12 protein-coding genes are annotated in these 13,208 nt (G+C 74.3%); 11 read left to right on the forward strand and 1 reads right to left on the reverse strand.

The window, feature by feature from the left end:
- Positions 1-43 precede the first annotated feature (43 nt).
- From ACWDYJ_RS10400 to ACWDYJ_RS10435, 8 genes are all read left to right on the forward strand, one after another.
- Positions 44-1,144 carry a SchA/CurD-like domain-containing protein gene (locus ACWDYJ_RS10400; protein ID WP_451565092.1) on the forward strand — a complete coding sequence of 367 codons (1,101 nt, stop codon included), beginning with the start codon at positions 44-46 and terminating at the stop codon, positions 1,142-1,144.
- Positions 1,145-1,255: 111 nt separating this feature from the next.
- A complete protein-coding gene (locus ACWDYJ_RS10405) occupies positions 1,256-1,702 on the forward strand; it encodes a cupin domain-containing protein (protein WP_451565093.1) in 447 nt (148 codons plus the stop codon).
- Entirely contained in the window at positions 1,699-2,970 is a 1,272-nt protein-coding gene (locus ACWDYJ_RS10410) for a beta-ketoacyl-[acyl-carrier-protein] synthase family protein (protein WP_451565094.1), read from the forward strand. Before ACWDYJ_RS10405 ends, ACWDYJ_RS10410 begins: the two co-directional genes overlap by 4 nt.
- Positions 2,967-4,220, forward strand: coding sequence for a beta-ketoacyl synthase N-terminal-like domain-containing protein (locus ACWDYJ_RS10415; RefSeq protein WP_451565095.1), 1,254 nt, complete (start codon positions 2,967-2,969; stop codon positions 4,218-4,220). Before ACWDYJ_RS10410 ends, ACWDYJ_RS10415 begins: the two co-directional genes overlap by 4 nt.
- Before the next feature lie 138 nt (positions 4,221-4,358).
- Entirely contained in the window at positions 4,359-4,613 is a 255-nt protein-coding gene (locus tag ACWDYJ_RS10420; protein WP_451565096.1) for a phosphopantetheine-binding protein, read from the forward strand.
- A 3-nt stretch (positions 4,614-4,616) separates the two neighbouring features.
- A complete protein-coding gene (locus ACWDYJ_RS10425; protein ID WP_451565097.1) occupies positions 4,617-5,096 on the forward strand; it encodes an SRPBCC family protein in 480 nt (159 codons plus the stop codon).
- Positions 5,097-5,116: 20 nt separating this feature from the next.
- The gene (locus ACWDYJ_RS10430) at positions 5,117-5,449 is read left to right on the forward strand and encodes a TcmI family type II polyketide cyclase (RefSeq protein ID WP_451565098.1); all 333 of its coding nucleotides are present in this window, start codon (positions 5,117-5,119) and stop codon (positions 5,447-5,449) included.
- Positions 5,450-5,565: 116 nt separating this feature from the next.
- Positions 5,566-6,078, forward strand: a complete 513-nt coding sequence (locus ACWDYJ_RS10435) for a mycothiol transferase (protein ID WP_451565099.1) — start codon at positions 5,566-5,568, stop codon at positions 6,076-6,078.
- A gap of 53 nt (positions 6,079-6,131) precedes the next feature.
- Here ACWDYJ_RS10435 and ACWDYJ_RS10440 read toward each other — a convergent pair whose 3' ends face one another.
- Positions 6,132-6,542 carry an organic hydroperoxide resistance protein gene (locus ACWDYJ_RS10440; RefSeq protein ID WP_451565100.1) on the reverse strand — a complete coding sequence of 137 codons (411 nt, stop codon included), beginning with the start codon at positions 6,540-6,542 and terminating at the stop codon, positions 6,132-6,134.
- 121 nt (positions 6,543-6,663) lie between these two features.
- Here ACWDYJ_RS10440 and ACWDYJ_RS10445 point away from each other — a divergent pair, with 121 nt between their 5' ends.
- From ACWDYJ_RS10445 to ACWDYJ_RS10455, 3 genes are all read left to right on the forward strand, one after another.
- Positions 6,664-7,149, forward strand: a complete 486-nt coding sequence (locus ACWDYJ_RS10445) for a MarR family winged helix-turn-helix transcriptional regulator (RefSeq protein ID WP_451565101.1) — start codon at positions 6,664-6,666, stop codon at positions 7,147-7,149.
- A 227-nt stretch (positions 7,150-7,376) separates the two neighbouring features.
- Positions 7,377-8,231, forward strand: coding sequence for a DUF4132 domain-containing protein (locus ACWDYJ_RS10450; protein WP_451565102.1), 855 nt, complete (start codon positions 7,377-7,379; stop codon positions 8,229-8,231).
- The gene (locus ACWDYJ_RS10455; protein WP_451565103.1) at positions 8,228-13,165 is read left to right on the forward strand and encodes a DNA-binding protein; all 4,938 of its coding nucleotides are present in this window, start codon (positions 8,228-8,230) and stop codon (positions 13,163-13,165) included. Before ACWDYJ_RS10450 ends, ACWDYJ_RS10455 begins: the two co-directional genes overlap by 4 nt.
- Positions 13,166-13,208: the final 43 nt, after the last annotated feature.

A 13,208-nucleotide genomic window follows, 5' to 3' on the forward strand; every position in this document is an offset into this window, starting at 1 on the left:
CGCAGCACGCCGGGCCTCCATGCACGCACGAAGGAGTGAGCAGATGACAACCACCCTGTCCGAACGGGTGTCGCAGTCCGCCTTCGACGGCTCGATGCTCCGGGTCGTCCTGCTGATGGATCTGCACGAGGGCGTCCAGCAACAGTTCTTCGAGGCCTACGAGCAGCTGCGGCACGACATCGCGTCCGTGCCCGGCCACCTCGGCGACCAGCTCTGCCAGTCTTTCGAGAATCCCTCCCAGTGGCTGATCACCAGCGAGTGGGAGAGCGCGCCCCAGTACCTCGCCTGGGTGAACAGCGAGGAGCACGCCGAGCAGGTCCGGCCGCTGGGCGCCTGCGCACGCTCCATGCGCCCGCTGAAGTTCACCGTCCTGCGGGAGACCGGCAGGCGCTACGAGGACCCGGCGCGGGCCTCGCTCGGAAGCCGGCTCCAGGACGCCCCCCGGCTCGGCGCGGGCATCGTGCGCCACGCCCTGACCTTCACGGTCAAGCCCGGCAGCGAGAAGCAGGTCGCCGAGATCCTGTCCTCGTACGCGTCCCCGGCCGCACGCGTCGACGAGCACACCCGGCTCTGCCGCACCTCGCTGTTCATGCACGGCAACCGGGTCGTGCGGGCGGTGGAGGTCCAGGGAGACCTGATGGCCGCCCTGCGGCACGTGTCCGAGCAGCCCGAGGTCCGGGCCGTCGAGCACGCCATCAACCCGTACCTGGAGCAGGACCGGGACCTGGCCGATCCGGAGTCCGCCCGGATGTTCTTCATGCGGGCGGCCCTCCCGGCCGTCCACCACGTCGCCGCGCACGGCCCGCAACCGGCGCTGGTCGAGCGGCACGCGCTGTTCTACCCGGCCAAGGCGGGCTGCGGGCAGTTGCTCGCCCGGTTCCTGGCCGGGCAGGACGAGGCCGCGGCCCAGCGCCCCGCCGGCCCCGTGCTGAGCAGCAGCATCTTCCAGCGGGACGACATCGTCGTCCGTCTGCTCGATGTGCGGGGGCCCTCGGACACCGTTCCCGGCGGGGACTTCGGCATCGAAGGACCCCGTCAGGCGGCCGTACTGGAGCGCCTGCTGGCCACGTCCCCGGGAGCCGATCCGGCCGCCCCCCACCCCATGGACCTGATCACCGACCGTCGGGCTCCGGCGCAGTCCTGATCCGGACGGGCCGCGGCCGTGTCCCTCTCCCCCGGCCGGCCCCGGCCCTTCGTACCCCCCACCACCGGCAGCCCACGACCAGGCTCCCCATCCGCCAGGAGGAAGTCAGCCATGACCAGACATCACCCGCGCATCGTCGACCTCAGCGAGACCCAGCCCAACCGCAGGCGCGGAGGTGATCTGCGGGCCGTGCTCACCCCGACCTCGGTGGGCTCGACCAGCGGCTTCATGGGCCTGGCCGTGATGGCCCCCGGCGAGTCGATCGCCGAGCACTACCACCCCTACTCCGAGGAGTTCGTCTACGTGGTCAGCGGCAGGCTCGAGGTCGACCTCGACGGCGATCCCCATCCGCTGCGCACCGATCAGGGGCTGCTGGTCCCGCTGAACGTGCGCCACCGCTTCCGCAACGTCGGCGACACCGAGGCCCGGATGGTCTTCCACCTCGGCCCCCTCGCCCCGCGCCCCGAGCTGGGGCACGTCGACACGGAGGAGGCTCCGAACCCGGAGGCCTCCGGTTGGGCGGAGCGCCCGCCCGAGCACACCAGGGTGGTCTCGTGACCCGCCGGCGGGTCGCCGTCACCGGGGTCGGTGTCGTCGCCCCCGGCGGTATCGGCGCCTCCGCCTTCTGGGACCTGCTGTCCAACGGGCGTACGGCGACCCGTGGCATCACCCTCTTCGACCCGACCGGGTTCCGCTCCCGGATAGCCGCCGAGGTCGACTTCGACCCCGCCGCACACGGCCTCGGCCCCGACGAGACGGCCCGGGCGGACCGGTACATCCAGTTCGCCCTGGTCGCCGCCCGTGAGGCGGTGGCCGATGCCGGCCTCGACCTCGACGGTGACGGGGCGTGGCGTACGGGCGTCTCGCTGGGCACGGCCGTCGGCGGGACCACCCGCCTGGAACACGACTACGTCGCCGTCAGCCAGCGGGGCGCGTGGTGGGACGTGGACCACCGGCTCGCGTCCCCGTTCCTGCACCGCGCCTTCACCCCCGCCACCCTCGCTTCGGCGGTGGCGGAGCAGACCGGGGCCCGCGGCCCCGTACAGACCGTCTCCACCGGCTGCACGTCCGGTCTCGACGCCGTCGGGTACGCCGTGCACGCCATCCAGGAGGGCCGGATGGACGTGTGTATCGCCGGCGCCTCCGATTCCCCCGTCTCCCCCATCACCGTGGCCTGCTTCGACGCCATCAAGGCGACCTCGGCGAACAACGACGACCCGGCGCACGCCTCACGGCCGTTCGACGCCGACCGGGACGGCTTCGTCCTCGGCGAGGGCGGCGCGGTCCTCGTCCTGGAGGAGCTGGAGCACGCCCGGGCCCGCGGCGCGAGCGTCTACTGCGAGATCGGCGGGTACGCCACCTTCGGCAACGCCCACCACATGACGGGGCTGACCACCGAGGGCCTGGAGATGGCCCGGGCCATCGAGACCGCCCTGGGGCAGGCCCGGATCGACGCCGCGGACATCGACTACGTGAACGCGCACGGCTCCGGCACCAAGCAGAACGACCGCCACGAGACCGCTGCCGTCAAGCGGGTGCTGGGCGAGCACGCGTACAAGACGCCGATGACCTCCATCAAATCCATGGTGGGGCACTCGCTCGGGGCGATCGGGGCGATCGAACTCGCCGCGTGCGTGCTGGCCATGACCCATCACGTGGTGCCGCCGACCGCGAACTACGAGACCCCCGACCCTGAATGCGACCTGGACTACGTGCCGCGCACCGCCCGCAGCCACACGCTGCGCAACGTGCTCTCCGTCGGCAGTGGTTTCGGCGGCTTCCAGTCCGCCGTGGTCATGACCCAGCCCAAGGAGGTACGCGCGTGAACAGCCGTACTGCCGGCAAGAGCGTGGTCGTCACGGGCATCGGGGTCGTCGCGCCCAACGGGATCGGCGCCGACGCCTTCTGGAAGGCGACCCAGGCGGGTGTCGGCGTCCTGGACCGGGTCACCCGCCAGGGGTGCGAGCACCTTCCCCTGCGGGTCGCCGGTGAGGTACGGGGCTTCGACGCCGGAGCCCTGGTCGACGACCGCTTCCTCGTACAGACCGACCGCTTCAGCCACTACGCCCTCGCCGCGGCCGAACTCGCCCTGGAGCACGCCCGGCTCGGCCGGTCGGACTACGAGGACGACCCGTACGCGGTGGGCGTGGTCACGGCGGCCGGATCGGGCGGCGGCGAGTTCGGGCAGCGCGAGCTGCAACGGCTGTGGGGGCAGGGCCCCCGCTACGTCGGCCCGTACCAGTCGATCGCCTGGTTCTACGCGGCGAGCACCGGCCAGGTCTCCATCCGGCGCGGGTTCAAGGGCCCGTGCGGTGTGGTGGCGAGCGACGAGGCGGGCGGGCTGGACGCCTTCGCGCACGCCGCACGGGCGATCCGCCAGGGCAGCCGGGCCATGCTCGTCGGCGCCACGGAGGCCCCGCTCGCGCCGTACTCGGTGGTCTGCCAGCTGGGTTACCCGGGGCTGAGCGCCCAGGACGACCCGGAGCGCGCCTACCGGCCCTTCACCGCCCAGGCGTGCGGCTTCGTCCCGGCGGAGGGCGGCGCGATGTTCGTCGTCGAGGACGCGGAAGCGGCCGGGCGGCGGGGCGCGACCGTGCGGGCCGTACTGGCCGGCCACGCCGCGACCTTCACCGGGCCGGGGCGCTGGGCGGAGTCGGCGGAAGGCCTGGCCCGTGCGATCCGCGGGGCACTGCGCGAGGCCGGCTGCGCCCCCGAGGAGGTGGACGTCGTCTTCGCCGACGCCCTGGGCACGCCGGAGGCCGACGCCGCCGAGGCGCGGGCGATCCACGAGGCGCTCGGCGGACACGGCGCCAAGGTGGCGGTGACCGCTCCCAAGACCGGTACGGGACGGGCGTACTGCGCGGCCGCGACCCTGGACGTGGCCTCCGCGGTCCTGGCGCTGGAGCACGGCGTCGTGCCTCCCACTCCGAACGTCTTCGACGTGTGCCACGACCTGGACGTGGTCACCGGCAGCGCCCGTGTCGCGCCCTTGCGGACCGCGCTCGTGCTGAGCCGGGGCCTGATGGGATCGAACGCGGCACTCGTCCTTCGCAAGGGGCCTGGATCCGGCACCTAGGAATCGGGACCCGACGCCATCAGCGGACCGCGCGGGGCTTCGGCGCGGCACTCCACAAGACCCGCAGGACCTGTGTGATCCCGCACGAGCGGCGGGTCGCGCGGGACCGGCGGTCGCAGGAAAGAGAGAAGGCACCCCATGTCCGACCGACTGACCATGGAAGAGCTGGCGGCCCTGATGAAGAGCGCCGGCATCACCGTCGACCCCACCGAGATGGCGAGCCGTCCGGACTCCCAGTTCGACGACTACGGCCTCGACTCACTGGGCCTGCTCGGCATCGTCGGTGAGCTGGAGAACCGTCGCGGTCGCGCGCTGCCCACCGACGCGGACCGCTGCAAGAGCCCCCGCGAGTTCCTCGACCTCGTCAACAACAGCCTCATGACAGGAGCCTGAGAGATGCCTGGACACACCGACAACGAGATCACCGTCAAGGCCCCCGTGGACGTCGTCTGGGACGTGACCAACGACCTCGCGAACTGGCCGAACCTGTTCAGCGAGTACGCGTCGGTCGAGATCCTCGACGAGGTCGGGGACACGACGAAGTTCCGCCTGACCATGCACCCCGACGACAACGGCGTCGTGTGGAGCTGGGTCTCGGAGCGCACGGTGGACCGCGAGGGTCTCAGCGTGCGCGCGCGCCGCGTCGAGACCGGCCCGTTCGCGCACATGAACATCCACTGGGAGTACGCGCCGGTGCCCGGCGGCACCCGGATGCGGTGGGTCCAGGACTTCGCGATGAAGCCGGACGCCCCGGTCGACGACGCCTGGATGACCGACAACATCAACCGCAACTCCCGGATCCAGATGGCGCTCATCCGGGACAAGATCGAAGAGCGGGTGCGGGAGGGTCTCGACCCCGTGCTCGGCATCCGCTGACGGACGAAAGGCAGTCTCCGATGCACCAAGCCCTCATCGTGGCCCGCATGGCGCCGGGTTCGGCGCCCGACATCGCCCGGCTGTTCGCCGCCTCCGACGCGGGTGAGCTGCCCGGCCTGGTCGGGGTCAGCCGTCGCAGTCTCTTCCAGTTCGGCGACGTGTACCTGCACCTGATCGAGTCCGAGAAGGACCCCGGTCCGGCCATCGCGCAGGTGACCGGCCACCCGGAGTTCCGCGATCTCAGCGACCGGCTCTCGGCGTTCATCAGTCCGCACGACCCGCAGACCTGGCGGAGCCCGAAGGACGCGATGGCGCACCGGTTCTACCGCTGGGATCGGGACGCCGCCCGCTAGGAAACAGCAGCCTGGACCGTACGGGTGCCCTTGCCGCCGCCGCGACCGGCCGGCCGGCCTGGGCACCCACGGCCCCCGGGCGGGGGCCGCCCCACGCACACGGCTGGAGACGGCACATGAAGGCAACGGCGCTGCTCACCGACGGCTTCGGCCGCATCCAGGAGGTGGTCCACGAAGTGGTGGAGGGCCTCCCGGCCGAGGAACTCAACGCCCGGCTCGACCCGGCGGCGAACTCGATCGCCTGGCTGGTCTGGCACCTGACGCGGGTGCAGGACGGCCATGTCGCCGAGGCCTCGGAGTCGGCCGAGGTGTGGCTGGACCAGGAGTGGCACGACCGGTTCGCCCTGCGGCTGCCCGCCGAGGCCACCGGCTACGGACACACCGCCAAGCAGGCAGGAGCGGTCCGCGTCGACTCGGGCGAGCTGCTGCTCGGCTACTTCGACGCGGTGCACGAACAGACCCTGCGGTTCGTCCGCGGCCTCGGCGCCGCCGACCTGGACCGGGTGGTCGACGAAAGCTGGGACCCCCCGGTCACCCTCGGGGTGCGCCTGGTCAGCGTCCTCGCGGACGACCTCCAGCACGCGGGGCAGGCGGCGTACGTACGGGGGGTGCTCCAACGGCGCCACTGACCCGGCCCGCCCGCGCCGCGTCGGCGCGGCAGCTCGGCCCGCCGCTGTGCGACTTATTCGATGACGAGCTCGACGGGGATGTTGCCCCGCGTGGCGCGGGAGTACGGGCAGACCTCGTGCGCCTGCTTGACCAGCAGCGCGCCGGTCTCGCCCGCCAGGGACTCGGGGAGTTCGATGCGCAGGGTGACGGCGAGCGCGAAGCCGCCCGCGTCCTGGCCGATGGAGGTCTCGGCGGTGACGGAGACGTCGCTGGTGTCGACCTTGGCCTTGCGGCCGACCAGGCCGAGGGCGCTGGCGAAGCAGGCGGCGTAGCCGGCCGCGAACAGCTGCTCGGGGTTGGTGCCCTGCCCGTTGCCGCCCAGCGCCGGGGGCATGGCGAGCGCGAGGTCGATCTGGCCGTCGGAGCTGACGGCGCGGCCCTCGCGGCCGTTGGCGGTGGCGACAGCGGTGTACAGCGCGTCCATCGGAAGGTCCTTTCGCAGGGGCGGGGCGGCCGGTGGCCGACCCTCGACCACAACTAGAGCACACAATTCAGTTGTGCACAACTAAATGGCTCGCAAGGCGCCCTCCGGTACACTGGGAACCATGACCGAGCAGCCCGCCGACACCCTCCGTGACCAGGACTTCCTCCGCCTGGACGGCCAGATCTGCTTCGCGCTCAACGCCGCGAGCCGTGCCTTCGGGGGGCTCTACCGCGTCATCCTGAAGGATCTGGGCCTGACCTATCCCCAGTACCTGGTGATGCTCGTGCTCTGGGAGCACGGCACCATGCCCGTCAAGCAGCTCGGACAGCACCTACGGCTCGACTCGGGGACCCTTTCCCCCCTGCTCAAGCGCCTGGAGGCGGCCGGTCTGATCCGGCGCGAGCGCAGCACCGAGGACGAGCGGTCCGTCCACGCCGTACTCACCGGGGAGGGCGCCGCGCTGCGCGAGCGCGCGGTGGAGGTCCCCCGGCGGATCGCGACGGCCACGGGTTTCGACCTGGCCGAGATCCGTGACCTCCAGGCGCGCCTGGGCCGCCTCACCGCCGCCCTCGACGCCGCCGCACCGGACGCCGCCGACGCCGGCTGAGCGGGCAGTGGACGGCCCCGGCAGCCGGGGCCTCCTCGTTCGTCCCGTACCGCCGTCGTCCGTGAGCCGTATTGCGCGACGGTCCCTCAGCCCGCCCGAGGGGCCTGGGAGACGGCGTTGTCAGTGCGGCTCGCTACTCTCCCCGCATACCGCGGCTCACCAGGCGATGGCGCCGGGCCGCGGGCTGCGCGGATGCGGATACGGACAGGCGGGAGGGGCACGGGCTGATGGCTTGGCTGGCGGTGGACGAGGGGTACGAGATCGCCCTCGTGGAGGGGCGGGTCGCGGCACGGCGGCCCGCGGGGCGGCAGTTGAAGGCGCTCCCGAAGGCGCTGCGCGATCATCCGGAGGTGGACCGGCTGCGCCGGCTCTCCGAATGGCTCGACCGGCACGAGGCGGCGTGCGTCGCCCAGGTGGACACCTGGATGGTGTCCTCGCTGCCGGTGCCGACCACCCTCCTCGCCCGGGTCTGGCCCGACGCGGCCTGGCAGGGCGCGCTGCGCGACCTCGCGATCGTCGGCGACGACCCGGACGACGTGGGCTTCCTGCGCGACGCCACCGCCTCGGGCGAGCTGAAGGTGGTCAACCTCGACGGCGAGACCGTACGGCTCTCCCCGCGCACGGTGACGCTGCCGCACCCGGTGCTGCTGGCCGACCTGGACGACGTACGGGACTTCGCGGCCGAACTGGGCATCACCCAGCGGGTCGAGCAGATCCACCGGGCGACGTGGGCCAGGCCCGCGGACCACGCGCCGGCCGCGACCGAGGTACGGGACTACGCGGGCGGGGTGTTCCCGTCCCGGTTCAGCCTCGCCGCCCGGGCCACCGGACTCGGCTACCGGGTCTCCGGCGGCTACGCCACCCGCAAGGTCCGCGACTCGGGCCGCGCGGTGGAGGCGGCCGTGTGGATCGGCGAGCCGTACTGGGAGGACGAGTCGGCCACCGGCGCGCTGAACTGGCACGACGAGGACGGCCGGGCGGTGCGGCTCGGCGAGGTCGGGCCGGTGGCCTGGTCCGAGGGGATGCGGATGGCCGCGGCGCTGTACGCCGGGCGCAAGATCGAGGAGGGCGGGGACGCGTGAACACCACGACCATCACCACCAGCACGGGTACGGACAGCGCGGCCGCACTGCTCCGGGCGGGCGCCGTCCTGCCGGCCGACGCCACCGGCGCGGGCGCGGACGCCGTAGCGCTGACCGCCCGGACGTACCGTCACCCGGCCCTCGGGGACGAGCGCGTCGTCGTCCGGCTCGCCGCGGCCGAGCTGGGCGCCGCCGAGGATCTCGCCGCCGGCTTCCTGGGCCTCGTACTCGACGGCGAGCCGCCCGTGGTCGGCCTCGGCCGCCGTCAGGCGCTCGGCTTCCCCGAGTGGGTGCTGGTGCACCACCCCGAGGACGGTCACCACGCGCTGGCCGTCGTCCCCGAGCTGGACCGGCTGGCCCGCCAGGCGAAGACCAAGCCCAAGGCGGCCCTGGACGCCTGCCACGAGCTGGCGGGCCGGCTGGCCGCTTCCGTCCCGCACTTCCTGCCCGTCTTCTACGAGCAGGCCGCGCGCACCTTCCTCGCCGTGGAGAACACCACCTACGCCGCGCAGCTGTTCGGCCGGGCCCGCGGGAGCGAGGCCCAGTTCGGGCTGGCCGTCGACGAGGACCGGCTGGACGCCGTCTTCCTCGAATTCGCGCTGGCCGGCGCCCTCCCGGTGAAGGTGCTCACCGGCTACGGCAAGGACCTCGCGCTGCGGGTCTCCCCCGCCGAGGCCCTCGACCGCTTCCGCCGACTGTGCGTACGCCGCACCGCGGGCGGACTCCCGCCGTCCGCGCAGGTCGCCGTCGAGCTGCGCCGGCTGGCCCGCGCGGCGGGCCTGAGCGGCACCGAGGCCGAAGAGGAGTATGTCGCCGAGCTGCTGCCGCTGCCCGCCACCCTGCGCGCCGCGACCGGCTGGTGGAAGTCCCACCGCACCGCGCTCGTCGCACTGGCCCGGCGCGTGCCGTCCGTACGCGGAACCCTGCTCGGGCTGATGCCCAGCGGCGGCGAGGCCGCCGAACTGGCCGCGCTGTGGCTGGAGCTGCTGGAGGAGTCGGGCGCCACCGCCGGGCTGGCCGACGGCGGCCTGCCCGCCGAGGAACGCTGCGCCGACGGCGCGGCCGGCTGGCTGGAGCGCTTCCACACCGCCCGGTACAGCGGCTGGGGCACCCCGCCCGCGCTGCCGGCGCTGCTGCGGCTCGTCACCCGCTGCGCCGAGCGGCTGCGTACCGAACTCGCCGCCCCCGAGCGTCAGGACGGTCTGCGCCTCGGCCTCCAGGACGTCAACCTCCTCGACCTGCTGCTCTCCCTCGGTCTGTCGGTCACCGAAGCCGGCAGCGGCCGGGCCCCCGGCGTGCTGGGCCTGGAGCAGTGGGCCACCGCGCCCGAGCGGCGCGATCTGCGGGCCCTGTGCGCCGAGGAGGGGCTGCGGCCCGCCTTCTTCCGCGCCCTGCACGGACTCAACGGCCGCGCGTCCAACGGGACGACGACGGTCCGGCTGCTCGCCCGGTCGCCCGGCAGCAGCGCCCTGGTGGCGGAGTGGGTCCGCGAGGTCGCCACCACCTCCACGGCCTCGGCGCTGCCGGAACTGCCCGACGCCGTCCGGCGCGTGAGCTGGCTGCCCGCCGAGGCCCTGGCGCTCGCCCCGGCCGAAGTGGCCCGGGTGGCCGCCACCGACCTGGGGGAGATCCTCGCGCGCACCCTGCGCGGCGGCCTGTTCGAGGAGCTGGCCTGGCCCGCCTGGGAGGAGGCCCTCGCCGAGCTGTCGCCCGGTAAGGGGCGCGTGAGCGTGATGGACGCCTGGCCCCATGTGATCGTGGCCAACTCCACGCAGGTCCGGGTCATCGACGCCGACTCCACCGTGCTGACGCACGATCTGCGGATCCCCACCGGCCCCCAGATCCAGCCCGGGTTCCACTACACCGACGGCGACCTGCTGGTCTTCTGGGCCACCTACAACAGCCCGGTCCAGGGCTACTGGCTCAGCGCACCGGGTGAGGTCCTCACCCTGGACTCCACCGCCACCTACTGGTCGCTGCGCTCCGAGCACGTCACCCTGCCGCTGCCGGGGGGCGGCCGCACCACCGGCTGCGGCGTCCTGCACCCGGGCGACACCCTGCTGCCGGCCGAGCGGGCGGTCATCTCCGACGGCACCTCGTACTGGGCCTGGGAGCGGAACCCGGAGCCGGGCGAGGCGGGATGGGCCGAGTACGACCCGGCCACCGGCCTGACCGGGCGCCGTTCGATGCCGGCCTTCCTCGCCGACGCCCTGCGCGGCCACGCCCAGGGCAGCACCCTGCCCGACAGCATCGGCCAGAACTGGCTGCGGCCCACGCCCACGGTCGAGGGCTCGGTGCTCGGGGCCCCGGTGGACGGCCTGCTCGGCTGGCGTGCCGTACACACGCCCGACCGGGGCTGGCACGGCTCCGACAACGCCGGGCGCGCCGTCACCGTGCGGGCGGACGGCCGCGTTCCGTGCGCGGCGCTGAGCCTGCCCGGCGACGACCGGCCGCGCGCCGTGTCGTCCGACTGGCGGATGCTGACGCTCAGCGATCCGGAGGGGGTCGTCACCTCCCAGGCCCGGTCCGACCGCAACAGCGGCACGTACGGCGCGCACTGCGTGGAACTCCCGCCGCTCCCCTACTGGTACTGCCTGCGCGCCCGGGACCCCGAGGGTTCGGCGGCGCTGCGCGCGGTGGACGGGGCGAGCGCCGGAGTGCTGCTGAAGGCGGCCGCCGAGGCCACCGGGCCCGACGAGCTGTCGGCGCTCGTGAGCGCCGCCCTGCCGCAGGTCACCGCGCCGGCGCTGCTCGGCGGTGTGGTCGCGAAGCTGCGGACGGCGCTGCACCAGCGCAAGGCCCTGGCCTCGCTGGCGGAGGCGCTGAAGCCGGGCGTCGTCAACGCCGCTCCCCCGGCCGAGCGGGGCCCCTCCGACATGGTGCTCGACGGCGCGCTGAACGGCCTCGTGGGCCCGGGGCACTACCGCTACGGCGCGGACGGCGACACGGCGTTCCGGACTCTGCGGGCGCTCGCCGCGGCGGCCGCCGACACCGCGGCCGAGGCGGTGCCCGGCCGACTGCACATGGACGTGCCCACGCTGGGCCACTCGGCGTTCCCGTGGAGCGATGCCTTCCTGGACCAGCCCGCGGCGGTCGCGTACCGCGCGGTCGTGACCGGCGCCGACGAGGAGCAGCGGACGGCGCTGTGCCGGGTGCTCGCCGAGCTGGACGCCCTGGGCCTCGGCTCGGCCGAGGAGTCCGCCGGGCGCTGGCGCCGCGTGCGGGTCCGGCTCGACCTGGCCCACCTGACGGGGCCCGACGGCCACGTTCGGGGTGCGTATCACCGCAGCGTCCTGCCCCTGGGGGGCGGCTCCGCGCTCGGCCTGACGGAGCACCGCGAAGAGGTCGTCGGCGGCCACGAGTTCGGTGCGCTCCTGCACGACCCGAGCGGCCGTTTCACGGTTCCCTCGCCCTACACCGTACGGGTGACCCCCGCGCCGCTGGGCGACTCGGAGCGCGGGGCCGGCTGGCTGGCCGCCTTCCTGCGCGAGGCCGCCGAGCGGGGCGCGGCGCCCTGGTTCCCCGGCGCGGCCGAGGAGTTCAGCCGCCTGACCGGGGTCTCCACCGCCATGGCCGCGCTGGTGCTCGCCGGTCTGCCACGCCTGGACACGTTCGATCGGTCCTGGCTGCCCGCCGGGCTGCGTACCGCTCTCGGGATCAAGGCCGCCGACGCCGCCCCCGCCCGCGACGACCTGATGGAACTCCGCTTCGACGTACGGCGGGAGCTGGTCGCCGCGCTGCTGCCCGCCGACCCGGCGCTGCTGTGGACCGAAGGCCCGGACGCGGCCGCCGCCGCCGAGGTATGGAACCGGCGCGTGGGCCGACGTACGCCCGTGCCCGAATGGCTGCTCGCCGAGGCGGCACGGCACGTGGACACCAGCTGGGCCGCGCACCGGGCGCTGCCCGCCCTGCTCGACCCGGCGGCGGCTCCGGCGCTCTCCACCGACGCGGAATGGGCGGTGAAGGAGGGCCAGGCGGTGCCCGTGGAGCCGGCCGCCGCTCTCTTCCACACGTCCGTGTTCGTGGGGGCGATGGCCCATATGGCGTGGCTGGCACACCGGCTTCCCGCCGGTGATCCCCTACGGGCCTGCCTGCCGCCCGCGCTGACGGCGGTGCGCCAGCGCCTCGCCGCGCCCGGCCTGCTGCTGGCCGTCGGCCACTACACCGACCTGGCCGACTTCCGCAAGGCGGCGGGCACGCCGACCGAGAGCGGCGAGGGCTACGAGCGGTACGGGGCGGTGGTGCTGGCCGTCCAAGGCGAACACGCGAGGCCCGCCCTGCGGCCGGCGCTGCTGGACTCGACGGGCAGCGACCCGTACCTGCCGCTGCTGCGCGGCACCGACCAGCACCCGTCGGGGCCCGAGACCGCGCTGCGCCTGGCCCACGACCCGGGCTTCGCCGCGCTGCTCGCCGATCCGGGAGCACCGGCGGCGGGCGCCGTGGACAAGGACGGGACGTGGTGGCCGCAGGACCCGAGCCGTTCGGTGCCGGAGCTGGTGGCGGAGGCGGGCGCCGCGTACGGACTGGGGGCGGACGCCGCAGCCCTGTACCTCGCGCTGCTCGCGATGCCCGATCCCACCGACCGCAACACGGCGCGCTGGACGGGCTGGAAGCCGGCCCGGCTGAAGGCGGCGCGCGCCGAACTGGCCGCCACCGACCTGGTGGTGGCGGCCGGCCGCAGCCGGGCGGGGCGCTCGCTGTTCCTGCCCGGCGGGTGGGCCGAGATGGACTCCCCGGCGCTGCCGGTGGAGCTGTGGAAGCTGCCGATGTACGCGCCGCTCGCCGAGAGCGGGCGGACGGTGCTGGGCGGCGTGCTCGTGCCCACGCAGCCGGCCGCGGACCTGTACCGCCGGGCGTGGGGACGGGTCCGGGAGGGCGACGTACCGCGCTTCGAGGAGCTGAAGGTGAAGCGCACGGCGGCGCGGCGGCGCTGACCTGGCCGGGATCCGGTGGGGGCGGCGGCGCGCCGCCCCCACC

This window comes from Streptomyces sp. NPDC003042 (assembly GCF_053591315.1).